General features: G+C 59.9%; 22 protein-coding genes. 19 read left to right on the top strand and 3 right to left on the bottom strand.

Annotated elements, in window-relative coordinates:
• Positions 1-37: 37 nt before the first annotated feature.
• The 19 genes from mshE to tldD all read left to right on the top strand — a co-directional run bounded on the left by mshE (position 38) and on the right by tldD (position 23154).
• Positions 38-1747 carry an MSHA fimbrial ATPase MshE gene (gene mshE / locus BSP75_RS07505; protein WP_042057133.1) on the top strand — a complete coding sequence of 570 codons (1710 nt, stop codon included), beginning with the start codon at positions 38-40 and terminating at the stop codon, positions 1745-1747.
• 3 nt (positions 1748-1750) lie between these two features.
• Positions 1751-2971, top strand: a complete 1221-nt coding sequence (locus BSP75_RS07510) for a type II secretion system F family protein (RefSeq protein ID WP_042057137.1) — start codon at positions 1751-1753, stop codon at positions 2969-2971.
• 133 nt (positions 2972-3104) lie between these two features.
• Entirely contained in the window at positions 3105-3566 is a 462-nt protein-coding gene (locus BSP75_RS07515; RefSeq protein WP_058054206.1) for a hypothetical protein, read from the top strand.
• Between the two features lie 77 nt (positions 3567-3643).
• Positions 3644-4315 carry a prepilin-type N-terminal cleavage/methylation domain-containing protein gene (locus tag BSP75_RS07520; protein WP_042057142.1) on the top strand — a complete coding sequence of 224 codons (672 nt, stop codon included), beginning with the start codon at positions 3644-3646 and terminating at the stop codon, positions 4313-4315.
• A 14-nt stretch (positions 4316-4329) separates the two neighbouring features.
• Positions 4330-4788 carry a prepilin-type N-terminal cleavage/methylation domain-containing protein gene (locus tag BSP75_RS07525; protein ID WP_075112767.1) on the top strand — a complete coding sequence of 153 codons (459 nt, stop codon included), beginning with the start codon at positions 4330-4332 and terminating at the stop codon, positions 4786-4788.
• Positions 4789-4848: 60 nt separating this feature from the next.
• Positions 4849-5346, top strand: a complete 498-nt coding sequence (locus BSP75_RS07530) for a prepilin-type N-terminal cleavage/methylation domain-containing protein (RefSeq protein WP_075112768.1) — start codon at positions 4849-4851, stop codon at positions 5344-5346.
• A complete protein-coding gene (locus BSP75_RS07535; protein ID WP_075112769.1) occupies positions 5333-5902 on the top strand; it encodes a prepilin-type N-terminal cleavage/methylation domain-containing protein in 570 nt (189 codons plus the stop codon). The genes BSP75_RS07530 and BSP75_RS07535 overlap by 14 nt, the downstream gene beginning before the upstream one ends.
• Positions 5902-6831 (top strand): type II secretion system protein, encoded by a 930-nt coding sequence (locus BSP75_RS07540; protein ID WP_171971584.1) that lies wholly within the window; start codon positions 5902-5904, stop codon positions 6829-6831. The genes BSP75_RS07535 and BSP75_RS07540 overlap by 1 nt, the downstream gene beginning before the upstream one ends.
• A 37-nt stretch (positions 6832-6868) precedes the next feature.
• Positions 6869-7279, top strand: a complete 411-nt coding sequence (locus BSP75_RS07545) for an MSHA biogenesis protein MshP (protein ID WP_148140652.1) — start codon at positions 6869-6871, stop codon at positions 7277-7279.
• A 173-nt stretch (positions 7280-7452) separates the two neighbouring features.
• On the top strand, positions 7453-11697 hold the full coding sequence (locus BSP75_RS07550) for a DUF6701 domain-containing protein (protein WP_253186617.1): 4245 nt from the start codon (positions 7453-7455) through the stop codon (positions 11695-11697).
• Between the two features lie 204 nt (positions 11698-11901).
• Positions 11902-12942 carry a rod shape-determining protein gene (locus BSP75_RS07555; RefSeq protein ID WP_005340051.1) on the top strand — a complete coding sequence of 347 codons (1041 nt, stop codon included), beginning with the start codon at positions 11902-11904 and terminating at the stop codon, positions 12940-12942.
• A gap of 42 nt (positions 12943-12984) precedes the next feature.
• Positions 12985-13875, top strand: coding sequence for a rod shape-determining protein MreC (mreC, locus tag BSP75_RS07560; protein ID WP_042057160.1), 891 nt, complete (start codon positions 12985-12987; stop codon positions 13873-13875).
• Entirely contained in the window at positions 13875-14360 is a 486-nt protein-coding gene (mreD, locus tag BSP75_RS07565) for a rod shape-determining protein MreD (protein WP_042057163.1), read from the top strand. The genes mreC and mreD overlap by 1 nt, the downstream gene beginning before the upstream one ends.
• Before the next feature lie 2 nt (positions 14361-14362).
• On the top strand, positions 14363-14950 hold the full coding sequence (locus tag BSP75_RS07570; RefSeq protein WP_075112773.1) for a Maf family protein: 588 nt from the start codon (positions 14363-14365) through the stop codon (positions 14948-14950).
• A 95-nt stretch (positions 14951-15045) separates the two neighbouring features.
• Positions 15046-16515, top strand: coding sequence for a ribonuclease G (gene rng / locus BSP75_RS07575; RefSeq protein ID WP_005348639.1), 1470 nt, complete (start codon positions 15046-15048; stop codon positions 16513-16515).
• Entirely contained in the window at positions 16516-20406 is a 3891-nt protein-coding gene (locus tag BSP75_RS07580; protein ID WP_075112774.1) for a YhdP family protein, read from the top strand. It abuts the gene before it with no gap.
• A gap of 49 nt (positions 20407-20455) precedes the next feature.
• Positions 20456-20776 carry a Dabb family protein gene (locus BSP75_RS07585; protein WP_075112775.1) on the top strand — a complete coding sequence of 107 codons (321 nt, stop codon included), beginning with the start codon at positions 20456-20458 and terminating at the stop codon, positions 20774-20776.
• 37 nt (positions 20777-20813) lie between these two features.
• Positions 20814-21635: a carbon-nitrogen hydrolase family protein gene (locus BSP75_RS07590; protein WP_075112776.1), complete on the top strand. Its 822-nt coding sequence runs from the start codon at positions 20814-20816 to the stop codon at positions 21633-21635.
• A 70-nt stretch (positions 21636-21705) separates the two neighbouring features.
• Complete coding sequence (tldD, locus tag BSP75_RS07595; protein WP_075112777.1) at positions 21706-23154, top strand: metalloprotease TldD; 1449 nt, start codon at positions 21706-21708, stop codon at positions 23152-23154.
• A gap of 123 nt (positions 23155-23277) precedes the next feature.
• Here tldD and BSP75_RS07600 read toward each other — a convergent pair whose 3' ends face one another.
• The 3 genes from BSP75_RS07600 to BSP75_RS07610 all read right to left on the bottom strand — a co-directional run bounded on the left by BSP75_RS07600 (position 23278) and on the right by BSP75_RS07610 (position 24753).
• Positions 23278-23481 carry a hypothetical protein gene (locus BSP75_RS07600; protein ID WP_042658113.1) on the bottom strand — a complete coding sequence of 68 codons (204 nt, stop codon included), beginning with the start codon at positions 23479-23481 and terminating at the stop codon, positions 23278-23280.
• Between the two features lie 186 nt (positions 23482-23667).
• A complete protein-coding gene (locus BSP75_RS07605) occupies positions 23668-23871 on the bottom strand; it encodes a hypothetical protein (protein ID WP_042057225.1) in 204 nt (67 codons plus the stop codon).
• A gap of 159 nt (positions 23872-24030) precedes the next feature.
• Positions 24031-24753 carry a MarC family NAAT transporter gene (locus BSP75_RS07610; protein ID WP_075112778.1) on the bottom strand — a complete coding sequence of 241 codons (723 nt, stop codon included), beginning with the start codon at positions 24751-24753 and terminating at the stop codon, positions 24031-24033.
• Positions 24754-24879: the final 126 nt, after the last annotated feature.

Consider the following 24879-nt stretch of genomic DNA (forward strand, 5'->3'; position numbering starts at 1 on the left):
CGACAACGGGTGTGAAGCAACAGATATCGGAGCAAACATGGCACAACCCAGACTGAAAATGCGCCTCGGCGACCTGCTGGTACAAGAGCAGATCATCTCTGATGATCAGTTGCAGCTTGCCCTGCAGCAGCAGCGTCAGACCGGCCGCAAGCTGGGCACCACCCTGATCGATCTCGGTTTTATCAGCGAGGTACAGCTGCTGCAGTTCCTCGCCCGCCAGCTGGATGTGCCCTTCTTCGATCTCAACAACCTCACCATCGACGCCGCCGCGGTGCCGCTGCTGCCCGAAGTGCAGGCGCGCCGTTATCGGGCGCTGGCGGTCAACCTCACCGACAACAAGGTGACGGTGGCGATGTCGGATCCTGCGGATCTGAGCGCACTGGATGCCATCGCCGCCCTGCTTAGCCCGCGCATCATGGTGCTGGCGGTGGCGCGGGAAGGGCAACTGCTGGAGTATTTCGACCGCCTCTATCGCCGTACTCGCGAGATCGAGAGCTTCGCCGAACAGCTGCAGGAGGAGTATCAGGACTCCGGCTTCGAGCTGGGCTCCAGCAATCTGGGGGCCAATGACGAGGGGGAGGCAACGGTGGCCAAGCTGCTGCGCTCCCTGTTCGAGGATGCGGTGCAGGTGGGGGCGTCGGATATCCACATCGAACCGGACGAAAAGGTGCTGCGCATTCGCCAGCGGATCGACGGCATCCTGCACGAAAATATCCTGAACGAGGTGCGCATCGCCCAGGCGCTGGTACTGCGCCTCAAGCTGGTGGCGGGGCTCGATATCTCCGAGAAGCGCTTGCCGCAGGATGGTCGCTTCAATATGAAGGTGCGCGGCCGCGATGTGGATGTGCGGATGTCCACCATGCCGGTGCAATATGGCGAGTCGGTGGTGATGCGTCTGCTGGATCAATCCTCCGGCATCCTGTCATTGACCGAGACCGGCATGCCGCCTGAGATCCTGACCCGTTTCCGCCGCCAGCTCAAACGCCCGCACGGCATGATCCTGGTGACCGGCCCGACCGGGAGCGGCAAGACCACCACCCTCTATGGCGCTCTCTCCGAGCTCAACCAGTCCAGCCACAAGATCATCACGGTAGAAGACCCGGTGGAGTATCGCTTGCCCCGCGTCAATCAGGTACAGGTTAACCCCAAGATCGGCCTCACGTTTTCTCATGTGCTGCGTTCCACCCTGCGTCAGGATCCGGACATCCTGCTGGTGGGGGAGATGCGGGACAACGAGACGGTAGAGATCGGTCTGCGTGGCGCCATCACCGGTCACCTGGTGCTGACCACTCTGCACACCAACGATGCGGTGACCAGTGCCCTGCGTCTGATCGACATGGGAGCGCCCGGCTATCTGGTGGCGAGCGCCCTGCGGGCGGTGGTCGCCCAGCGGCTGGTGCGGCGGGTGTGCGAGCACTGCGTCGAGGAGAAGGCGCCGGACGAAGGGCAGGCCACCTGGCTTACCGTGCTCTCCGGCGAGGCGCCCGGCCAGCACACCTATCACAAGGGACGGGGTTGCCAGAGCTGCAACTTTACCGGTTATTCCGGCCGGATCGGGGTCTACGAACTGCTGGAGCTGGATCAGCCGATGATGGATGCCCTGCGCCGTAACGATGCGGAAGGGTTCGCCAAGGCGGCCCGTCAACACGAACACTACCGGCCGCTGGCCCTCACCGCCCTCGATTATGCCCGGCAGGGGATCACCTCGGTGGACGAGGTGCTGCGACTGGCCGAGGATTTGGGGTAAGCGATGGCTAACTTTGCCTACAAGGGGCGTGACAGCCAGGGCAACGCCACCAGTGGCGTGGTCGAAGCGGCCAACGAGATGGCTGCCGCCGAGCAGCTGATGCGCCGCGGGGTGATGCCGACCGAGCTCAAACCGGGCAAGGCCAAATCCGCCGCCATCGACTGGTCACTGCTGCTGGAAGGGGGCGTCAAGCTGGACGAGCTGGTGATCTTCAGCCGCCAGATGTATGCCCTGACCCGGGCCGGGATCCCGATCCTGCGCGCCATCTCCGGGCTGGAGGAGAGCACTCACAGCAAGCCGCTCAAGCGGGCGCTTCATTCGCTGGGGGAAGATCTCGGCAACGGTCGGCCGCTCTCCAGCTCGATGCAGGCGCACCCCAAGGTATTCAGCAGCCTGTTCGTCGCCATCATCCATGTGGGTGAGAACACCGGTCAGCTGGAAGAGGCCTTTTTGCAGCTCGCCACCTATTTCGAGCTGGAGCTGGAGACCCGCAAGCGGATCAAGACCGCGATGCGCTACCCCAGCTTCGTGATGATCGCCATTGGTATCGCCATGGTGATCCTCAATATCATGGTGATCCCGGTGTTTGCCGGCATGTTCGCCAAATTCGGGGTGGAGTTGCCGCTGGCGACCCGCATTCTGCTCGCCACTTCCCACTTTTTTGTCCACTACTGGTGGCTGCTGCTCGCCATTCTGGCGGGGATGGTGTTTGGCTGGCGTCGCTGGGTCGCTACACCCAAGGGCAAGCTGACTTGGCATCGCTGGCAACTCAAGTTGCCGATCGTCGGCACCATCATAGAGCGCTCTTTGTTGGCCCGTTTTGCTCGCAGTTTCTCCATGATGCTCAAAGCCGGGGTGCCGCTCAACACGGCGCTGACCCTGGTGGCTGATGCGGTGGATAACGCTTATATGGCGGGGCGAGTGCGGGATATGCGCGCCGGTATCGAGCGGGGCGAGAGCCTGCTGCGCACCGCTGGCAGCAGCGGCCTGTTTACCCCGCTGGTGATGCAGATGATCGCCGTGGGGGAGGAGACCGGTCAGGTCGATGACCTGCTCCATGAAGCGGCCGAGTATTACGAGCGGGAGGTGGATTATGACCTCAAGAGCCTTACCGCCCGCATCGAGCCGATCCTGATCGGGATCGTGGCGGTGATGGTGTTGATCCTGGCGCTCGGTATCTTCACGCCGATGTGGGACATGATGCGAGCCGTAAGAGGCAAGTAATCTTGCTGGAACTGGATATCTTCACGTCTGAATGGTGGGACGTGATGGGAGCCGTAAGAGGCAAGTAACCGCCTGATTGGCGGGGCACTATGAGCATCGTAAGAGGCAAGAGCACGGTGGAGTCGAGGACGGGATGAGCAGACAGACGCAGCAGGATGATCGCTGGCTGACCGGATATCGGCGGATCGCCGTGGTGATCCTGCTGATGGTGATCGTCGCCACCCTGGTGCGCAGCTATCAGGTCCATCGGGAAGAGGCGCAGCAACTGGCGCTCACTCTGCTGGGAGAGCAATTTGCCGAGCGGGCACAGCGTTTGCACGGCCTCTGGCTCGACGAGCGACGTCCCGACACCTTGCATAGTGCGGGTCAGGGTTGGCAATTTGATGCGCGTGGTTGGCCACTCGGGCTGGTGCCGCTGCAATCCCCTTCGGAAAATTGCCGCCAGTTGTGGTTGGCACTGGTGGGTGAGACGGACGGCGGCATGCCCCCGTTGCAGGTTCTGGCCCGCCCCGATGGCAGTGGTTGCGAGATGGGGTGGGATGGTTATTGGCTGATTTATCAGTTTTCTGACGGGCGGGTGATGAAAAAGCCTTGAATGAAGCTAATCATATGACCCAACTACATGATTTTTTTGGGCCTGCATGAAATAATGCGGGGCATTACGGAGGGAGCATGACAATGAAACCAATAGCACCAACAATGCCGGAAAACGGGATGATGAGACGGGCCGCTGGCTTCTCCCTCATTGAGCTGGTGATCGTTATCGTGATCCTGGGGATCCTGGCGGTGACTGCGCTGCCGCGCTTTCTCGATGTGACTGACGAAGCGAAAAAGGCCAGCGTGGAAGGGGTCTCTGGCGGTTTTGCTACCGGCGTTTCGCTGGTGCGGGCTCAATGGGAGGCGGAAGGTCGCGCCAAACAGGACAGTCTCAATACCGTGCTCTATGACGGCAGCCGCTTCTATCTGACTACTCCGACTGACAGCCAGATCAGCAACGGCGAGCTGTCGCCCGGCTATCCCATGGATACCGCTGCCAGCGGCAATCCTAATGTGGATCCGGCCAGTCTGACAGCCGAGCGTTGTCTCAATATTTGGGAGGGGCTGCTGCAAAACCCGCCCAAGGCTACGGCCACCTTCAATGAAGTGCGTGGTAGCGGGAATGACCTGAAATACTATGCCACCGTGAGCGGTAGCGGGCTTGATTCGGTCTGCCGCTACTATCTGGTCAATAGTTTGAGTAAGGGCAGTGATGGCAAGTATCAGGATCCGCAAGGCAAGACTGATGCATTTATGAGTTTCAGTTACCGTCCGGCATCCGGTCAGGTGACCACCAATATTAATTAACAGAGGAAAGTGAAATGAAAAAACAGGCGGGTTTTACCCTGATCGAACTGGTTATCGTGATCATCATTCTGGGTATTCTTGCGGTCACCGCTGCACCCAAGTTCCTGAATCTGCAGGATGATGCGCGTACATCAACTCTAAAAGGTGTGGAGGGTTCTCTGAACTCCGCAGGTGCGATGGTTTACAGCAAATCAGTTATCGCCGGTAATGATAAGTCGGCTGACACTACTTTGGATATTGGTAACGGAGTTACCGTCGGGATTGCTTATGGCTACCCTAAGGCAACTGAAGCGGATCTTAAAAAGGTACTGGAATTGAGCTCTGGCGATTGGAGTTTTGGTACTCCAGCATCAAGCAGTATTAAGATTTTCCCTGCAGGTGTTTCTGCGGGTACTGCGACCAATTGCTTTGTTACTTATACACAAGCTGGATCTGGCTCTGTGCCGACTACAGCAGTTACAGATTGCAAATAAGCCTGATGCACGCACAAAGATGGAGAGAGTATGTCTCTCCATCTTTTTAAAGGTCTACATATGCCAGAACAAAACCGAGGCTTTACTCTTATTGAACTGGTTTTAGTAGTCTTGTTACTCGGGATTCTGGCCGCCTTTGCTGTGCCCAAATGGCTGGGCAAAGGCGGCTTTGAAACTCAAAGTTTGCGTGATGAGTTGCTAACCCGGCTGCGGTTGGTACAGACCGTCAATATGCATGAGCCTGCCGACCGCTGTACCCAGCTGGTGGTGGCCTCTCCCCGTTTTGCCCACCGTACTTATGCGGCGTGTCCCGCCAGTGATGACCTGGATACCAGTAGTGGCTGGACTCCCCAGTTGGAGACCCGTGGTCGACTGGTTACGCCCTCTGTCGGTATCTCCATCTCCCTTGATAACAACAACCGCTTCGTGCTGCGCTTCGATCAGATGGGGCGACCGCTGGGCACTTGCGCTGCCGGTTGTACCTTGCTGGTGAGTGATGGTCGCGAAACTAGTCGCATCAAGATTGAGTCAGAGGGGTTTATCCATGAGAGCCCTTAAGCGCGGTTTTACCCTGATTGAACTGATCGTCGGTATCGTTCTGCTGGCGGTGGCGCTGACCGGTATTTTAGGACTGCTGATTAATCAGGCACCACAGGCGGTGGATCCGGTGCAGCAGGTGCGAGCCGCCCAGCTGGCCCAGCGGCTGGCCGGCGAGATCCTGCAAAAATCGTTTGATGAAAACTCCGATCATAACGGTGGCCGTTATCGCTGTGGCGAGCAGGTGGCGGGGGTGACCATCTCCCCTTGTTCCAGCAGTTATGGTCCTGATGGCACCGGCGAGTCAGAGTCCTACACCTATAACGATGTGGATGATTTTGATACCGCGGGCAGTTGGCAGCAGGCCAGCCGGTTTACGCAAACCAGCTGGGTTACGAATAATGATGATGAATATCGCAACTATCAGGTCAGGATTGCAGTAAGCGCCGCAGATTTTAGCGATGGCAGCTTCAAGAGTTGTGTAGCGCCCTGTTCTGTGGGCAAACGCATCGATCTGCAGATCAAGCTGCCGGATGAGAGCGTGCTCGACTTCTCCTTTTATCGGGGGAACTACTGATGGATCGCTCCGCTGTCGGGTCTTGCCTGCCTGTCCGAATGTCCGCGCCTGTAACTACTTCCAGCGTCCGATTACGCCGACCGGCTAATCGAACCTACCGTAAACCTCGGGGTAACAGTGGCTTTACCCTGGTCGAGTTGGTGATGGTGATCCTGCTGCTCGGGATCATGGCGACCTTTAGCAGCCAGTTTATTGGTATCGGCAGCCAGATTTATGGCGATGCCAGCAGCCGTGAGCAGCTGATGAGCGATGCCCGCTTCGCCATGGAGCGGCTTAACCGCGAACTGCGCGATGCAGTGCCAGGATCGGAGCGGATAGAGACCACTGGCGGTGCATGGGTCGACTCGGGCGCCTGTTTGCGGTTCTGGCCTATCAGCACCTCCAGCCGCTATTTTGCGCTTAACCGCGCCATGTCGGGGAGCACGGCCACCCTTGAACTGGTGATGGCCACCCCGGCCTCTGCGGCCAATCCACTGGATGTGGATGCCACCGCCGTTAAAAAGGATGATCAGCTGATCGTCTTCCCCGTGCCGGACAAAAATGCCGGTTCGCTCACGGCAGGCTGCGATTATGGCCGTTGTGTGGCCAGGGTTACCGATGTGCTGACTCCCGTTTCCGGGGCGCAAACCATCCGCTATACCAGCACCGAGAGTCTGGCTGGCCTCTCTCCAGGCAGCCGTGTCTACTTTGCCAACCAGCAGGTACGTTACTGTGTGGAAGGAAACACGCTGACCCGTGCCAGCGCGGCCATTGGTGCACCTTTACCCTCGCAAGGCGTGTTGATGGCCGATTCCCTTCATATTGGCACCTTCTATCGGGAAGCCTCGGCGTTTAACGCCGAAGGGGAGTTTGGCATGCGCTTTATCTTTGAGCGCAAGGGGGAGTCGGTCACCTTCAACCACAAGATAGAGGTGTTCAATGTGCCCTGATCCACATGCTTTCGGTCGGATGCGAGGCAGCGCCTTGATGATCGCCCTGTTTGTTATTGTGGTAATGGCGCTGCTGGCGGCTGCCATGGGCCGTTTTCTGGTCGATAGCGGCGAGAAAAATACCGTGGAGGTGCGCAGCGTGCGCGCCCTGCTGGCCGCCCAGAGCGGGCTGGAAGTGGCGCTCTATCGACTATTCCCCAACCGTACACTTGCTCAACCGACGCCACCAGCGGTGTGCCAAGTAACCAGCACACTGAACTTTGCCAGTAATCCCGGGCTGACCAACTGTCGGGCTGTGGTTCGTTGCGCCACGGTGCCGGTGACCTATAACGGATCTGTGACCAATGGCTATCGCCTCGAGAGTATCGGCACCTGTGGCAACTCGGACCTCAACAGTGCCAACCCTGATTTTGTTGTAAGCAGAACCCTGATGGTCGAAGCTTATTGATGGAGTGACGCAGTGAGATCCCAAATAAGGAGTGAGAATTCATGATGCTCCGTTCGAGCGCTTATTTTTTGTTGGCGTTGGTTTGGTGCTCCGCTTCGGTACAGGCCGCCAGCCAGTGTACTGCAGCTTTCGCCTACCCGGTTCAGAGCCATGCTTCTCCCGGTTTGCTCGCCATGAGTGGAGAAAGCAAGATCGTCAGCGCTACCATGAATACCAATTATCCCTTCCTTGGCAAAACCATCCAGCCGAACGCCAACTGCAACAATAGTGGTTACTGGAACGGGAGTACCTGGATCTCCAATTGCAACGTCAGCGGCGCTCTGGCCAGTCCGCTCAAGGATGTGGCATTTATCAGCGACCCCGATGATTTCCCGGCTGATCCTGGTGGATTCCCTTCCTTCAGCAGCCAGCGTGACCTGGCGTGTACCGGCGCCATCTCCCCCATCGCCAGGCAATACAGAGATGCCAACTGGAGCAATCAGAACTGCGAGGCCACCCTGCGTGCTGGGCAAACGTACTATTTCGAGGCGCTCTCCCTGTCTGGAGGCGCCGTGCTCAACCTCAACGGTGCGACCGTCTATGCCAGGACGGTGCTGGTCACGGGGAACTCGGATGGCATCAAGGGGAGTGGCAACCTCCACGTCAATGAGCTGACGGTCTCCGGCAACGGCAAGCTCTCCGGTGCGAACGTCACCGTTTATGACAACCTAGCGCTGTCGACCAGCTCGATTGGCAACGTCACTGCCCGCTTTCAGCCCCACTATGCCAAAGCGGTCTCCCTGAGCGGGCAGAGCCAGATGCCCATGGCGGCGGGGGACTGGGCCATCAGGGAACTGACGGTCGAGGACAACAGCGTCATGACGCTGGAGGGACAGAGTACCCTCAGTGTCTACGAGTTAGAGATGAAGGGGCAGGGCAAGATCACGGCCGCGGGCAGTCGCGGCGATCTGACCCTCAAACTGCATCAGACCCTGGAGGTGAGCGACAACGGCGTCATCAATGGCTATCTGCAGGCCAGTTACGTCAAGACCTTCAAGCATCAGAGTACGTCTGACATCCGGCTCTACTTCCGTGGCGGCAGCCACTGGATCGACAAGTTGGAGCTTGGCAGCAACGACAAGCTGATCTTCGATACCGGTTTCGCCACCCAGCTCTACCTCAAGAGTGACCTGATCCTGAGCGACCAGATGGAGGTCAATGCTGGGGGCATGGCCAACGACCTTATGTTCTACCACTTTGGCAAGGTCACCATGAGCAGCAATGCCAAGCTCAACGCCATTCTGTATGTGATTGCGGGCGATCTGGCCATGAGCGGACAGGCCCAGCTTACGGGGGCCGTGTCGGCGGTGAATGTCACCATGACGAACAACAGCATGGTCATCCATGAGCCCTTCACCGGTGACTGGCCCGGTATCTGTGAAGAGGATCTGCCCTGCTTCAGCGACGACTTCTCCGCCAGCGCTCTCAGCAACAACTGGGTGGTGGCCCGCAGCAGCGGCAATTTTACCCCCGCCATCGTCAATGGCAGGCTCGGCATGACCGAGGCCAGCACCCGGCAATCCACCTCGGCCACCTATCAGCGGCTTTTCCCCGCTGCCAACAACTTGGTGACCATAGAATTCGACCAGTATTCCCACGGCGGCAACGGGGCGGACGGCATGGCGGTGGTGCTCTCGGATGCTAGGGTGACCCCCCAGCCTGGCGCCTTCGGTGGGCCCCTCGGATATGGTTTCAAGACGGGGGTCAATGGCTTTGCCGGTGGCTGGCTCGGGGTGGGAATAGATGAGTACGGCAACTTCTCCGGCGAAGGTGGGGCGACCAACAAGGGGCGGCGCAAGCAGTCCGTGGTAGTGCGTGGCTCGGGCTCGGGCACCAGCGGCTACAACTATCTCAAAGGGACTTGCAAAGATGGTGCTGACAACGCCAACGGCGACTGCCTCTCGCCAACCGTGGACAGCGGCTCGGACAGCAATCGCCCTCACCGTTATCGACTGACCATAGACTCGCGCATCGGCGGCCAGTCCATGGTCAAGGTGGAGCGCAACACAGGGGGCGGCTACAGCACCCTAATCGACAGCTTCAATGCAGCCACCCAGAGCGGCCAGGCGGCCATTCCCGAGAATCTGCTATTGTCGCTGACCGGTTCGACCGGGGATGCGACCAACGCCCACCAGATCGACAACGTCCGTATCTGCGCCCTCAACTCCAGCCCGGTGGGCACCCAGATCGATCACTTCGAGTTCGATCACTCAGGCCAAGCCCTGACCTGCACCCCCGAGACCATGACCATACGGGCCTGCGCCAACGCCAGTTGCAGCCAGCTGTTTACGGATCCGGTAAGCGCCGCCCTGACGCCGCTTAAAAATGGCGGCAATGGCTGGGTAGCCGGCAACCAGGTGAGCTACAGCGGCAACACCGCTACAGTGAGTTTCAGCGGCGGCACCACCAGCTTGCAGCTGCGCAACAATCTGGCGAGCTCCATGACGGTGGGGGTAAGCGGCTCGACGCCGTCCACCAAGCCGCTCAGCACCACCCTGTGCCGAGCGGGCAGCGGCGCCCTGAGCGCCACCGCCTGTACTCTCAGCTTCGCCGACAGCGGTTTCTTCTTCGATTTGCTGGATACCTATTCCAACCAGCCTCAGGATGTGACTATAAGTGCGGTCAAAAAAGACGACATTACCAAGCAATGTGTGCCCGGATTTACCGGCGTGAGGTCTGTCGGCTTTTGGGGAACGTACAACAATCCAAATACCAATAGCTTTGGTAGCAAGATTTCCATCGATGGCAACGCCATTGCAACTTATGCCGGCAGTGTTTCTTCACCAACGCCAACCACCCTTAACCTGACTTTCGATAATCAGGGTAAGGCGACCTTGAAAAAAGTGACCTACCCAGATGCGGGTCAGATGCAGCTTTCAGCCAGTCATAATGGCAGTGGCGAGACGGCGGGTCTGGTGATGACGGGGTCCGACAAGTTTGTGGCACGTCCGGTCGGCCTGTGCATCACGCCCTCGCAAGGGGCCTGCGTGGCAGGTGATAGCAGTTGTCCGGTATTCAAAAAAGCGGGGGAGACGTTTCAGGTAGATATCAAGGCGATGGCCTGGGAGTCGGCCAATGATGGGGATATCTGCGTAGGGAATCAGACTACGCCCAACTTTGCTTTGACTAACATCGCTCTTGCTACTCAACTGGTTGCCCCGATTCCCGGGCAAAATGCGCAGGTCGGTACAGCGAGCTATAACCACTCTAATGGGATGGGCATCAACAATCTCAATAAGGTCACCCAGTCAGTCAGCGAGGTGGGGGTGTTCCGGATGACGGCGACGCCACCGGCGGCAAAGCCGCCAGAAGGAAGCACTGTATCTACGGGCTATTTCGGCTACACCATCCCTCCCGCCAGCAGCGTGCCGGTGGGCCGCTTCGTACCCTGGGATTACAGTTTGAGCGGTGGTTTTATCACACCTGCCTGCAATGCCTTTACATACATGAGTCAGCCCTTTGCCAGCGGCTTTGTCCTCACTGCGCGCAATCTGCAGAAAGGAACGACACAGAACTATCAGGGGGCGTTCGCTAAAGGGGTTGCTGAGATGGTGGCGGCAAATGCTCTGGATGGGGTTGTGCGTGACAAGCGTATTACACTATCTCCCTCGCTCAGTTGGGCAAGTGGTGTGGCAAGGGTGAATCAGCAGTCACCTTTCGGGCTGAATACCCGCTTTGATCGTGCTACTAGTCCAGAAGCACCGTTTGCCACGTTGAGCTTTGGTATCAAAGTCGATGATCAGGATGGCGGTACTACGCTGTTGGCGAATCCGAATATGAATACGGCTGTAGTAGGGGATTGTTCCAAATCGGGGCAAGGGTGTAATGCGGTGCAACTGGGGGCGCAAAAGCTGTTGTATGGCCGCCTACTGGCAGGTAAGGATCGTGGCGTCGATAGTGCCAATCTGCCTTTGAAGTTATTGATGCAGCGTTTCGATCTGGGTGGTTGGGTGATCAATGATGAGGATAACTGTACTCAGCTATCGCTGGCGAATAGTGGTTTTGATCCCCTGCCAGCGGTAGAGCCTAAAGATCCTGATCGCAAAATTGGCTTTAATAGTGTGACATCTTCTTACGAGGTTACAGGCAAGGTACCCCCGCAATTAACCAAACCATATAGCAGTACTCTGACGTTAAGTGGTCAAACGGTTCCGGCCAGTTCTGCCAGGGCAAAGCAAGGTGAGATCGTTTTTCACTTTGGTGCACCGAATGTTGCAGTGCGCATTCCCTACAAGGTCGAATTGGCAAATCAGCCATCCTCGCCACTCTGGTTGTCTGACCCAACGAGTGCCAATGATGGCAACCTGCAAGGTGAGGCCATTTTCGGCTCCTGCCGGGGTAATGACAGAATTATTTATCGGCGCGAAGTATTGCACTAAATGATGTGTAAGGGGGGCTGGCGCAACGGCATCCCCCTAAATCCTTGTTTATTAGCGTTTGCAAGCGTGTGCGAGTGAGTGATGACTCGCATTTTTGTCGCGCCTGATTGATTGGCGACAGTTTGAGCGCTTGCCCATTAGGGTGGGCATTGGTAAAGTTAGCCGGTTTTCTGCACCTCCAAATTCTTAGGATTTCCCGTAGCCATGTTCAAAAAGCTCAGAGGCGTCTTTTCCAACGATCTGTCGATCGATTTGGGAACTGCCAACACCCTGATCTATGTAAAAGATCAAGGGATCGTCCTTAACGAACCCTCAGTTGTCGCCATTCGCCAAGAGCGCGGGAACGCCAAATCGGTCGCTGCTGTCGGTCATGCCGCCAAGCAGATGCTGGGCCGTACCCCGGGCAACATCTCCGCGATCCGCCCGATGAAAGACGGCGTGATCGCCGATTTCTACGTGACCGAGAAGATGCTGCAGCACTTCATCAAGCAGGTTCACGACAACAACTATTTCCGCCCCAGCCCGCGTGTGCTGGTGTGTGTGCCGTGCGGCTCCACCCAGGTTGAGCGTCGCGCCATCAAGGAGTCCGCACTGGGCGCCGGTGCCCGTGAGGTCTACCTGATCGACGAGCCAATGGCTGCTGCCATCGGTGCCGGCCTGCCGGTCTCCGAAGCGACCGGTTCCATGGTGGTCGATATCGGTGGTGGTACCACCGAAGTGGCCATCATCTCCCTGAACGGTGTGGTCTACTCCCAGTCCGTCCGTATCGGTGGCGACAAGTTTGACGAAGCGATCATCAGCTACGTCCGTCGCAACTACGGCAGTCTGATCGGTGAAGCCACTGCCGAGCGCATCAAGCACGAGATCGGCTCTGCCTATCCGGGTGAAGAGGTGCGCGAGATCGAAGTGCGTGGCCGTAACCTGGCCGAAGGTGTACCGCGCAGCTTCACCCTCAACTCCAACGAGATCCTGGAAGCGCTGCAAGAGCCGCTGTCCGGTATCGTTGCGGCTGTCATGGTGGCGCTGGAGCAGTCTCCGCCGGAACTGGCTTCCGACATCTCCGAGCGCGGCATGGTGCTGACCGGTGGTGGCGCACTGCTGAAAGACATCGACCGTCTGCTGATGGAAGAGACCGGCATTCCTGTCGTCGTGGCCGAAGATCCCCTCACCTGTGTGGCCCGTGGCGGCGGCAAGGCGCTGGAGCTGATCGATATGCACGGTGGCGATCTGTTCCACTACGAATAAGACCCAAAGCCGGCCAGCGTGCCGGCTCTTTTTTGACGACCCATGAAACCCATTTTTGGTAGAGGCCCTTCGCTTCAGTTACGGTTGTTTCTCGCCGTCATCATCTCCATCGCTGCCATCGTCGCGGATTCCCGCTTCGGTGTGTTTACCCATGTCCGCGTCTACCTCAGTTCGTTAGTCAGTCCCCTGCAATACATGGCCAATGCGCCCGGTACCCTGCTCGACACCATGTCGACCCAGGTGCAGACCCGTGCCGATCTTATCGAGCAGACCAAGCAGCAGGAGCAACAGCTGTTTACCCTGCGCTCTCGCCTGCTCAAGATGGATCATCTGGAGCACGAGAACCAGCGCCTGCGCGAGCTGCTGGGCTCGCCGGTGCACAAGGAGTCCCGCAAGATGGTGGCCGAGCTGCTGTCGGTGGATTCCGACCCCTTCAGCCATCAGGTGCTGATCAACAAGGGGGCGCTGGATGGCGTCTACAACGGTCAGGCGGTGATCAACGATCAGGGGGTGATTGGTCAGGTGCTCCACGTGGGCTCCACCACCAGTCGCGTGCTGCTGATCACCGACTCCAGCCATGGCATTCCGGTGCGGGTGCTGCGCAACGACTTGCGTGCTATTGCCTCCGGCAGTGGCGAGCTCGACAAGCTTGAGCTGCGCAACCTGCCGCGCAACACCGATATTCAGGTGGGGGATCTGCTGGTCACCTCGGGCCTGGGTGGCCGCTTCCCGGAAGGTTATCCGGTGGCGACCGTGACTCGCTCCGAGTATGTGGAGGGCAAGCCCTTCGCCCAGGTCGAGGCCAAGCCGCTGGTGGAGCTGGATCGACTGCGCTACCTGCTGCTGCTGTGGACCGACAAGAAGCCTGAAGTACATGATGAGGATGGCGAACAGGCAGCGCCCGCTGCGTCCGCCGCAGGAGCCACTCGCTGATGCTGCAACCCGCCAGCGGCAGGATCTGGATCTGGATCTCGATCCTGCTGGCCTTGAGCCTGTCGATCCTGCCGCTTCCTTTCGAATTTGACCCCTTCCGTCCGGACTGGCTGGCCATGGTGCTGATCTACTGGGCACTGGCCTTGCCGCACCGGACCAACGTCGGCACCGCCTGGGTGGCGGGCCTGCTGCTGGATGTGCTGCTCGGCAGCACCCTCGGCGTGCGGGCGATGGCGATGGCCATCACCACCTATCTGGCAGCCTTCCAGTTCCAGAAGATCCGCAATTTCTCCCTCTGGCAGCAGGCACTGATCATCGGTGGCCTCTCGCTGGTGGGCAAGATGACGGTATTCTGGGCCGAGCACCTGTTCAGCCAGGCCAGCCTCAACTTCGCCTATTTTTGGTCGACGTTGACGACGATGTTAATATGGCCCTGGGTGTTTCTGGTGCTGCGCAAGGTGCGGCGCCGCTTCAACATTAGGTAAATATGAGCAAAAACAACGAACCACAACTCTATCTCGCCTCGGCTTCTCCCCGTCGCCGTGAACTGCTTACCCAGCTTGGCTACCGCTTCGAGGTGCTGAAACTGGATGTGCCCGAGCAGCGGGAAGAGGGTGAAAAGGCGCAGGATTACGTCTGCCGCCTCGCCCGTGACAAGGCGATGGCTGGCGTGGCGTGTGCGCCGACGGCGTTGCCGGTGCTGGGTGCCGACACCATAGTGGTGCTGGGCGACCTGGTACTGGAGAAACCGTCCGATCTGCTCGATGCCAAAGATATGCTGGAGGCGCTCTCCGGCAAGGTGCATCAGGTGATGACGGCGGTGGCGCTGGCCAGCAAGGATCGTTGTGACGTGCGTCTGGTCACCACCAACGTGGCGTTTCGCAAGCTGGATGAGGCCGAAATCGAGGCCTACTGGCGGACCGGTGAGCCCTGTGACAAGGCCGGGGCTTATGGCATTCAGGGCATTGCCGGCAAATTTGTCAGCCGCATCGAGGGGAGCTATAGCGCCGTGGTCGGCCTGCCCCTGCTGGAGACAGACCTGCTGATCAAGCATCATCTGGAACAGCTCAAATAATTTCCCGTCAGCTGTGCTCTGCTGCGTTTCTCCCTTGCGCGCGTTGTACCGGATTGGCTCTATAGAATTCAAAACTGGAACAGGCAAGGTTACTTATGTCGGTAGAACTGCTGGTTAACGTTACCCCCTCCGAAACCCGGGTCGCTCTGGTCGAAAACGGTCTGCTGCAGGAAGTGCATGTCGAGCGTCAGGCCAAGCGCGGCATCGTGGGCAATATCTACAAAGGCAAGATCAGTCGGGTGCTGCCCGGTATGCAGGCGGCGTTCGTCGATATCGGCATGGACAAGGCGGCCTTCCTGCACGCCTCCGATATCGTGCCGCACACCGAGTGTGTGGCGGTGAAGGAGAAGGAGCAGTTTCAGGTCGGCAATATCGCCGAGCTGGTGCGTCAGGGGCAGGACATCATGGTGCAGGTGGTGAAAGATCCGCTGGGTACCAAAGGTGCCCGTCTCACCACTGATATCACCTTGCCTTCCCGCTATCTGGTGTTTATGCCGGGCAGCGCCCACGTTGGCGTCTCCCAGCGCATCGAGTCCGAAGCGGAGCGGGAGCGTCTCAAGCGCACCGTGGCCGGTTATGTGGACGAGCTGGGTGGCTACATCATCCGTACCGCCGCCGAAGGGGTGGGGGAGCTGGAGCTGGAGCAGGATGCCGCCTTCCTGAAACGCCTGTGGCGCAAGATCCTCGAGCGCAAGCAGAAGTACCCGCCCTGCAAGATCCTCTACGAGGATCCCAGTCTGGCCTTTCGGGTGGTGCGCGATTTTGTCGGCGCCGAGCTCGACAAGATCCGCGTTGACTCGCGTCAGAGCTTCGATCAGCTCAAGCGTTTCACCGGTGAGTATGTGCCGGAGCTGGCCAACAAGCTGGAGTACTACCCCGGCGAGTCGCCGATCTTCGATCTCTACGACGTGGAGAACGAGATCCAGCGCGCACTGGAGCGCAAGGTGGAGCTGAAATCCGGCGGCTACCTCATCATCGACCAGACCGAAGCCATGACCACGGTGGATATCAACACCGGCGCCTTCGTTGGCCATCGCAATCTGGAAGAGACCATCTTCAACACCAACGTCGAGGCGACGGCGGCCATCGCCCGCCATCTGCGGCTGCGCAACCTCGGCGGCATCATCATCATCGACTTCATCGACATGCAGTCCGAAGATCACCGCCGTCGGGTGCTGCACAGCCTGGAGCAGGCGTTGTCGAAAGACCGCGCCAAGACCAACGTCAACGGTTTCTCCCAGCTCGGTCTGGTGGAGATGACCCGCAAGCGCACCCGCGAGAGTCTGGAGCATGTGCTCTGCTCCGAGTGCCCCGAGTGCAAGGGGCGCGGCCGGGTCAAGACCGTGGAGTCGGTCTGCTTCGAGATCCTGCGGGAGATCATCCGGGTCAATCGCGCCTACGATGCGGATCAGTTCACCGTTTACGCCGCTCCGGCCGTGGCCGACTACCTCCATGGCGAGGAGTCCCACAGTCTGGCGGAGCTGGAAGTGTTTATCGGCAAGCAGGTGCGGGTGGTGAGCGAACCCCTCTGCGGTCAGGAGCAATTCGACGTGGTGATGATGTAATTGGTCTACCGCTGGCTGAGTCGGGGCTGGTTGGCTCTGGGGGTCCTGTTCGTACTGATGGCCATGCTGGTCACGCTGGTACGGGTTGGGGGCCCTTTGCTGAATCAATACCGGGAGAGTCTGATCCACACTCTGCTGGGGGATTCACAACTCAAGGTCAGCGTGGAGCAAGTGGGGCTGGACTGGACACAATCCGGCCCAGCCCTCGAATTGCAGCAACTCGCCATCGCCCCGGATTCGGGGCGTTTTACCGTACAGCTCGGCAAAGCTTGGGTGCATCTCGACTTCTGGCGCACCCTCAACGAGCTCAAGCCGGTGTTTGGCGAGCTGACCCTCAGCGATGGCGACATCACTCTCGATTTCAGCCAGCCCGCCAACAGCCGCGAGCCGCAAGGAGACCACCAGCAGGGGGCCCTGCTGCGCTTTCTGCTGACCCAGCTCTCCACCTTCGATGTGCACAACACCCGCCTCAGCGTCACCACCTCCCTCGGCGATCTGCGGGCGCTCGACATTGCCCAACTGCGCTGGCAGAACCGCGGCAAGCGCCATCAGGGTGTGGGCAAGGCGTATCTGATCAACGGGGTGGGCGAGAGCACCATCGATCTGATTCTGGATATCGATGCCCCGACGGCGCGCCTCGACCGCCTCAAGGGGCAGCTCTATCTGGGTGCCCGCCAGCTCGATATCAGTCCCATTCTCGCCAAGATCCATGCCGGTGAGCCCAGCGTCGCCGGTCAGCTCGACTTCCAGCTCTGGAGCGAGTTTGACAGCGGCAAGCTGGGCAACACCCTGCTGGCCTTTGGCAACAACTATCTGATCTGGAAGGATCCCAAGGATCAGCGGCTCCATCGTCTCGGTCTCGATGGCGGCAAGGTTCAGCTACGCCGCGATGGTCAGGACTGGCAACTGGCCAGCCACGATGTGATCTTCAAACTTGACGAAAAACCCTGGCTGCACAGCCGGTTACAGCTGGAGCGGATCGGCGAGCGGGTGCAGGGCTATGTGCCGCAGATCGACCTCGACCAGCTTGCCCAGCTGAGCCAGCTGGTCTCGGCGATGTATCCCGCCCAGAGCGAGCTGCTCAAGCAGACCAGACCCAAGGGCAAGCTGACCGATTTGACCCTGCTGGCGGATGCCGGGTGGCAGGATATCTCCTTCAGCGGCGAGATCGCCAATGTGAGCCTCAATGCCTGGCACGACGTGCCAGGTTGGCGGGATCTCAACGGCGAGTTCTGGCTCACCCCCAAGGGGGGCAGTGCCAGATTGGCGCTGGCGAACGACAAGGTGGATCCCGCCCGTCACTTCAAGGTGCCGATCCCGGTCGACAGCTTCTCGGCCCGCCTCGACTGGTGGCAAGAGTCACAGGGCTGGGTGCTCTACGGGCAGGATATCGCGCTGGATAACCCTGACCTGACTCTGGCCAGCCGTTTCCGTCTCGATCTGTTCGAGCACCCCTTCCTGGCCCTGACCGGCCGCATCGATGTGAAGAATGCGGGCCATGCCGATCGCTACTTCCCGCTGCAGGTGATGGACAAGGGGCTGGTGGATTACCTGAGCGGCGCCATCAAGGGGGGCAAGGCCAAGGGGGCCGATCTGCTCTGGTACGGCGAGTTCAGGGACTTCCCCTACGACAATGGCAAGGGGGTCTTCCAGGTGGCGGTGCCGCTGGAGCAGGCCACCTACGAATTCTTCCCCGGTTGGAAAGCGCTCACCGACCTGCAGATCGATCTCTTGTTCCAGAATGCCGGCCTCGATATGCGCAGCCGCTCCACCAAACTCGGCAAGGCGAGCTCCGACTCGGTGCATGCCTGGATCCCGGATCTCTCCCCAGGCGCCCACCTCTATGTGGATGCCAAGGTGCAGGGGGAGGGCAAGGCCATCAGCGACTACCTGCAGGACTCACCGCTGGGCAGTTCGGTGGGACAGGCGCTGCGGGAGATCGAGATCCGCGGCCCGATGGCCGGTTCGGTCAAGCTCGACATTCCCCTCGATGGCGAGAGCGAAGTGAAGGCGAGTGGCGACGCCACCTTCAGCAACAACAAGGTGCGGGTCGCCAGTCTGGATCTGCCGCTGGAGAAGGTGCAGGGGCGCCTCGAATATGACAACGAACAGACCCGCTTCAGCAACCTCAAGGCGAGCCTGTGGAACCAGCCGCTGACCCTCGACTATCAGGGACGCCAGCATCCGGATCACTATCAGGTCGACCTCGATTTCAAGGGGCTATGGGATAGCCGCCGCCAGCCTGCGGCCATCGCCTCGTACGGCATTCTCAACGGCCGCAGCAACTGGGGCGGCAAGCTTGGGCTGACCCTGCCCGAGGGCAAGCCGTTCAGCTTCCAGCTGGCGCTCGACTCCAACCTGCAGGGGATGGGGCTGGATCTGCCGCTGCCGCTGGCCAAGAGCAGCGCCAGCCGGCTGCCGCTCAAGGTGATCGCCCGTGGCCGGGATGGTAGCGCCGACATTCGCGCCGTACTGGGGGCGGATGTGGATATGCAGACCCGACTGGTCTACGGCGAAGGGGTACCCTATCTCAGTCGGGTGCGGGTCGATGTGGGCCAACCGGGTGCCCGGGTGCTGCGCGATGCCCCCATGCTGCTTGCCATCAACCAGCAGGAGGCCGATGTCGGTGGCTGGCTGGCGCGGCTCAAGCAGTGGTTACCGGCGCAGAACCAGACCGGCAATGCGGTGGTCGGCCCCGCCTTCCTGCCGCAGGAGTGGTGGGTTGATGGTCAGCTGGCCCGCGCCTATATCGGCAGTGCCACCCTCAAGGCGGCGCGCTTCACTGTGGGGCCGACCAGTCAGGCGACCGAGGTGATGATCGACAGCCCCGACGTGATGGGGGTGATCCGGCTGCCCGCAGTGGCCAATCGCCCGGTAGATGCCAAGTTTGCCCGTATCTACTGGTCCGGCAAGAGTTCGGATCTCAGCCCGGATCCCGATGCGCAGCAGGATAACGCCATCATGGCCTCCATTCCCTGGCTGACATTCAGCTGTGTTGACTGCCGCTTTGGCGAGCTGCCGCTCGGCGAAGTGAAAGGGGAGCTGGTGCCCGGCGCCAACAAGGTGACCCTCAAGGGGCTGGATGTGCGGCTGGCCGGCAGTCAGCTTACCGGCAGCATGGACTGGCTGGCCGATGGCAACCGGATGCAGACCCGCGCCCGTGGCAAGCTGACCAGCAGCAACAGCGAGTTGCTGCTCAAGCGGCTCGGTTACACCTCGCCCATCGGCGATGCTCCCGGCTCCCTCGCCTTTGATCTGAACTGGCAGGATGTGCCCTACCGGCCGAGTCTGCCGACCCTGGGGGGAAGTGCCAACTATCAGCTGGAGGGCGGCACCCTGCGGGAGGTCAACGACAAGGGGGCGCGACTGCTCTCCCTGCTCAGCCTCGACTCCCTGCTGCGCAAGCTGCGCCTCGATTTTCGCGATGTGTTCGACAAGGGCTTCTACTTCGAATCCATGTCCGCCTCCGCCACCATCAAGCAGGGGCAGCTCAAAAATGACGACTTCTATATGAAAGGGGCGGCTGGCAACCTGCGTGGTGAAGGGATCGCCGATCTGGTGCGCTGGCGGCTCGACTTCGATCTGAGCTTCTCCCCGAACCTGGGTGGCACTTTGCCGGTGGTGGCGGCCTTCTCCATCACGCCGGTGACCGGGCTCTATGTGCTGGCCCTCTCCAAATTGCTGGAACCGGTGGTGGATGTGGTGACCCGCATCGATTTTCGGGTCTCCGGCCCGCTCGATGATCCCAAGCTGATCGAGGCGGGACGCAATCGGGCTCGCATCAAGCTCAACCAGCAGCAGAAAGAGGCGGTCGATGCGGTGGTGCCCACCCTGCCAGCGGCCACCCCTTTCCTGCTCAATCCACAACCGGGCAGTCCGCGCCAGCCCTGATGCTGGCGCCAACCCTTGCCTCGACCTGCTCACGCTCAAGGAGAGAGCCATGATCCGACATATTCTGCTGATCACCTTCAAGCCCGACGCACACCCCGCCGATATTGCCGCCGTCAGGGCCGCCTTCCTCGCCATACCGGCAAAGGTCAGCGGTGTGACCGCCGTGGAGTGGGGGGAGAATGACAGCCCGGAGGGGAGGGATGACGGCTTTACCCACAGCGTGCTGATGACCTTCGCCGACGAAGCGGCCCGCCAGCGCTATCTGCCCCATCCGGAGCACGATGCCCTCAAGGCCATCTTCCGTCCGGTGCTGGCACGTATCATAGTGCTGGATTACACCCTGCAGGCAGGGGATGCTGTCACCGTCTGATGACCCAATCTACAAGGCAAGCGACAAGGAGAGCGTCATGTGGTTAGCCGCAATACAGCTGGTATCTGGCCGTCACTGGCAGGATAACCGGGAGCAGATTGCCGCCGAGCTGGCGGCCTTGCCAACCGAGCGGCCGCTGCTGGTGCTGCTGCCGGAGAACTTTGCCCTGTTTGGCGAGCGGCAGGGTTATCTGGATGGCGCCGAGCCGATCGGCCCCGACCTGAGCGGCGCCGCGCCGATCCAGCAACAGCTGGCCGAGTGGGCCCGCGACTTTGGCATCTGGTTGGTGGCCGGGGCTATGCCGACGACTATCGCCGGTTCCGACCATATCCACACCAGCTCGCTGGTGTTTGACCCAAGCGGTGAACTCAAGGGTCACTACCACAAGATCCACCTGTTCGACGTGGATGTGGCGGACAATCACGGCCGCTATCGGGAGTCGGAGACTTTCAGTCCTGGTCAGGACTGCGTGCTGGTGGACTCCCCCTTTGGTCCCCTTGGCCTCTCGATCTGTTATGATCTGCGCTTTCCCGAGCTCTACCGCCAGCTGGCCCGTGCCGGTGCCCGCGTGCTGCTGGTGCCTGCCGCCTTTACCGCCGTGACCGGCGAGGCGCACTGGGAGCCGCTGCTGCGGGCCCGCGCCATCGAAAACCAGTGCTACGTAGTGGCTGCCAATCAGGGCGGCACTCACCAGACGGGGCGCCAGACCTGGGGCCACAGCATGGTGATCGACCCCTGGGGTCGGGTGCTGGCGAGCAAAGAGTCCGGACGCGGCACAGTATTGGCGCAGATGGAGCCTGGGCTTATCGACGAATTGCATCGCACCATGCCAGTGCTGACCCATGCCCGTTTGTTGTGATGGTGTGGCTTGTTGCCAACCCGTCGGCAAGACGATTTAAAACATCTCGTTACGAGAGTGGAGAAGAAGATTGAGTCTATTGAGCCAGGTTAGTGCCTCCCTGTTGGCCCCGAACGATCTTGACGAAGGGCGCCTGCAGCAGCTGCTCGGCAGCCTGATGAGCCATCAGGTGGAGTTCGGCGATCTCTATTTCCAGCGCAGCTGGCACGAGTCCTGGATGCTGGAGGATGGCATCGTCAAGGATGGCAGCTACAACATCGATCAGGGGGTCGGGGTGCGCGCCGTCAGCGGCGAGAAGACCGGCTTCGCCTACTCGGACGAGTTGAGCCTGCTGGCGCTGCAACAGTCGGTGACCGCCGCCCGTGGCATCGCCGCTGCCGGTGCCCACGGCAAGGTGAAGGCGTGGGCTCGCACCGAAGCGAACCTGCTCTATCCGGCCATGGATCCGCTGCAGACCCTCGACAAGCACCAGAAGATCGCCCTGCTGGAGCAGATGGACAAGTTCGCCAGAAGTCTGGACCCCGCCATCAATCAGGTAATGGCCTCCATCAGCGGTGTCTACGAAGAGGTGCTGGTCGCCGCTACCGATGGCACCCTGGCTGCCGATATTCGTCCGCTGGTGCGTTTGTCGGTGACCGTGATCGCCGAGAAGGGCGATCGCCGCGAACGTGGCAGTGCCGGTGGCGGTGGTCGCTTCGGCTACGACTGGTTCCTCGAACTGGACGGGCTGGAGAGCCGCGCCTTTGGCTATGTGCGCGAAGCGGTGCGTCAGGCGCTGGTCAACCTCGAAGCCATCGACGCGCCAGCCGGCACCATGCCGGTGGTGCTGGGCTCCGGTTGGCCCGGCGTGCTGCTGCACGAGGCGGTGGGCCACGGTCTGGAGGGGGACTTCAACCGCAAGGGCTCTTCCGCGTTTGCCGGTCGCATCGGCGAGCAGGTGGCCTCCAGGCACTGCACCATCGTTGACGACGGCACCCTGCCGGGTCGGCGCGGCTCCGTCAGCATAGATGACGAGGGGACGCCGGGCGGTTACAACGTGCTGATCGAGAACGGCATCCTCAAGGGGTACCTGCAGGACAAGCAGAACGCCCGCCTGATGGGCGTGCCGCTCACCGGTAACGGTCGCCGCGAATCCTACGCCGCCATGCCGATGCCGCGCATGACCAATACCTACATGCTGGCGGGTCAGTATGATCCGGCCGAGATCATCGCCTCGGTGAAGAAGGGCATTTATGCCCCCAACTTCGGTGGCGGTCAGGTGGACATCACCTCCGGCAAGTTTGTCTTCTCCGCCTCCGAGGCTTACCTCATCGAGGATGGCAAGATCACCGCACCGATCAAGGGGGCCACCCTGATTGGCAACGGCCCCGAGGCGATGAGCCAGGTCTCTATGGTGGGCAGCGATCTTGCGCTGGATCGCGGGGTCGGCATCTGCGGCAAGGAGGGGCAGAGCGTGCCGGTCGGTGTCGGCCAGCCCACCCTCAAGCTGGACCAGCTCACCGTGGGTGGTACCCAGTAAGTCTTGCGGCAAACTGGTCACAGTGAAATCAAACCCCGGCTCTTGGCCGGGGTTTTGCTTTTCAGGGGTCGCAGGCAACAAAAAGCCCCGGTCGGTGGGCCGGGGCTGGCGAATTATTCGGTATCAGTTGACCGAGATGGCGCGGGCGTCGATGAAGTAACGGGCCTTGCCCTGTTTATCGATCTGGATCTTGGCGATCAGCCTCTCTTGCTGCTTGTGTTCCCACAGCTGCTCTACGTTGGCAAGGGCTGGATTGACAATGCCGAGCACATTCAAGTACTCGTGAAACAGGCTATGACTACCAATTTCGGTCAGCATCTTGGTCATCTGGACACTCTTCTGGAACAAGGGGGGCGGATACAAGATAGCCATGTCGAGCTGAATGATTGCTGTACAAAAAACAAACAGCAAATAGCTTGTCGTCATAGCAGAGATGAGGCCGGTCATTGAGTACGGGATTGCGGACAACAAAAAGCCCCGGTCGGCGGACCGGGGCTGGCGGATTATTCGGTATCAGTTGACGGATATGGCGCGGGCGTCGATGAAGTAGCGGGCGTTACCCTGTTTGTCGATCTGGATCTTGGCGACCAGCTGCTCTTGCGCTTTATATTCCCAGCGCTGTTCGATCTTGGCGAGGGATGGGCTCGCAATCCCAACCACGTTCAGGTACTCGTGAAACAGGCTATGGCTCCCTATTTCGGTCAGCATCTTGTCCATCTGCATACTCTCCTGAAATTGAGTGGGTATTCATCAACAAACCTATCAGCATCCGTCTGAACAAAGTCTGTATGAAAAACAAACTAACTCATTTGTGTGTCAATAACATGATCAGGAACAAGATCAGTGCAGATCGTCAGGGACTTTTTGATACCGTTTTCAATCAGAGATGGTGGGCTTTTGCGGCAAGTGATCAAAAGTGCCGGAAACCTGCGGTAACGCCGGTGTGCTCTGTACGGCACCCCCACCGTGGAATACCGGATCCTGTGCTACTTCCTTGATGCCATTGATGCAAAATTGCATACCCATGCAAACCAGCAGGAAGCCCATGATGCGGGTCATGGCGTCGATGCCGGTGTCGCCGAGGATCTTGCAGACCGGATCCGCCAGCTTCAATACTCCCCAGCTGATCAGGCTCATCAGGGCAAACGCCGTCACCATGCCGCCGTAGATGGTGAGCCGATTGTACTCGCTGGGCAGCTCGGCGATCTGGGCGGCACCGCTGATCACCAGTGCCATGGTGCCCGGTCCGCACATGCTGGGCATGGTGAGCGGCACGAACGCGATGCTCTGGTTGATGTCGACCCCGCTTGCCTGACTGGGGGCGGGAAACAGCATGCGAAAACCAATAAAGCCGATGATGAGGCCACCGGCCAGTCGCAAGCCCGGAATGGAGATCCCGAACAGATCCAGAACCGAGGATCCGATAAAGAAGGTGATGCAGAGGGTGCAGAACAGATAGATGGCTGCCAGGTTGACCTGGCGGCGCACGTGTTCGCGCGGCATCCCCTTGCTCAGCCCCAGCAGCAGGGTGGCCGTGGTGGGCGGGTTGACCATGGGCAGCAGCGCCAGCAAGGCGATAAAGACGACCTGAAAGAACATATTGGGCCTCTGATAGCAGGAGTGAATAGGAACGCCATGAGGCAGGCGGTCACCTGACTCAAGAGGGAGGCTATCTTATGCTGGCCAAACTGAACACAAGCAGTACAAAAAAGCCCCGAATCAGAT

The sequence above is a fragment of the Aeromonas sp. YN13HZO-058 genome (genome assembly GCF_001921245.1).
In the GTDB taxonomy this organism is placed as follows: Bacteria; Pseudomonadota; Gammaproteobacteria; order Enterobacterales; family Aeromonadaceae; genus Aeromonas; species Aeromonas allosaccharophila.

What these genes read in the sequence shown, in the direction of transcription:
- mreD (WP_042057163.1), top strand. Translation starts at nt 13,875, where the DNA reads ATGCTGCAACCCGCCAGCGGCAGGATCTGGATCTGGATCTCGATCCTG.
- BSP75_RS07540 (WP_171971584.1), top strand. Translation starts at nt 5,902, where the DNA reads ATGGATCGCTCCGCTGTCGGGTCTTGCCTGCCTGTCCGAATGTCCGCG.
- mreC (WP_042057160.1), top strand. Translation starts at nt 12,985, where the DNA reads ATGAAACCCATTTTTGGTAGAGGCCCTTCGCTTCAGTTACGGTTGTTT.
- BSP75_RS07545 (WP_148140652.1), top strand. Translation starts at nt 6,869, where the DNA reads ATGATCGCCCTGTTTGTTATTGTGGTAATGGCGCTGCTGGCGGCTGCC.
- BSP75_RS07510 (WP_042057137.1), top strand. Translation starts at nt 1,751, where the DNA reads ATGGCTAACTTTGCCTACAAGGGGCGTGACAGCCAGGGCAACGCCACC.
- BSP75_RS07515 (WP_058054206.1), top strand. Translation starts at nt 3,105, where the DNA reads ATGAGCAGACAGACGCAGCAGGATGATCGCTGGCTGACCGGATATCGG.
- BSP75_RS07570 (WP_075112773.1), top strand. Translation starts at nt 14,363, where the DNA reads ATGAGCAAAAACAACGAACCACAACTCTATCTCGCCTCGGCTTCTCCC.
- BSP75_RS07550 (WP_253186617.1), top strand. Translation starts at nt 7,453, where the DNA reads ATGAGTGGAGAAAGCAAGATCGTCAGCGCTACCATGAATACCAATTAT.
- BSP75_RS07605 (WP_042057225.1), bottom strand. Translation starts at nt 23,871, where the DNA reads ATGGACAAGATGCTGACCGAAATAGGGAGCCATAGCCTGTTTCACGAG.
- mshE (WP_042057133.1), top strand. Translation starts at nt 38, where the DNA reads ATGGCACAACCCAGACTGAAAATGCGCCTCGGCGACCTGCTGGTACAA.
- BSP75_RS07600 (WP_042658113.1), bottom strand. Translation starts at nt 23,481, where the DNA reads ATGACCAAGATGCTGACCGAAATTGGTAGTCATAGCCTGTTTCACGAG.
- rng (WP_005348639.1), top strand. Translation starts at nt 15,046, where the DNA reads ATGTCGGTAGAACTGCTGGTTAACGTTACCCCCTCCGAAACCCGGGTC.
- BSP75_RS07555 (WP_005340051.1), top strand. Translation starts at nt 11,902, where the DNA reads ATGTTCAAAAAGCTCAGAGGCGTCTTTTCCAACGATCTGTCGATCGAT.
- BSP75_RS07520 (WP_042057142.1), top strand. Translation starts at nt 3,644, where the DNA reads ATGACAATGAAACCAATAGCACCAACAATGCCGGAAAACGGGATGATG.
- BSP75_RS07610 (WP_075112778.1), bottom strand. Translation starts at nt 24,753, where the DNA reads ATGTTCTTTCAGGTCGTCTTTATCGCCTTGCTGGCGCTGCTGCCCATG.
- BSP75_RS07525 (WP_075112767.1), top strand. Translation starts at nt 4,330, where the DNA reads ATGAAAAAACAGGCGGGTTTTACCCTGATCGAACTGGTTATCGTGATC.
- BSP75_RS07590 (WP_075112776.1), top strand. Translation starts at nt 20,814, where the DNA reads ATGTGGTTAGCCGCAATACAGCTGGTATCTGGCCGTCACTGGCAGGAT.
- BSP75_RS07535 (WP_075112769.1), top strand. Translation starts at nt 5,333, where the DNA reads ATGAGAGCCCTTAAGCGCGGTTTTACCCTGATTGAACTGATCGTCGGT.
- BSP75_RS07585 (WP_075112775.1), top strand. Translation starts at nt 20,456, where the DNA reads ATGATCCGACATATTCTGCTGATCACCTTCAAGCCCGACGCACACCCC.
- BSP75_RS07530 (WP_075112768.1), top strand. Translation starts at nt 4,849, where the DNA reads ATGCCAGAACAAAACCGAGGCTTTACTCTTATTGAACTGGTTTTAGTA.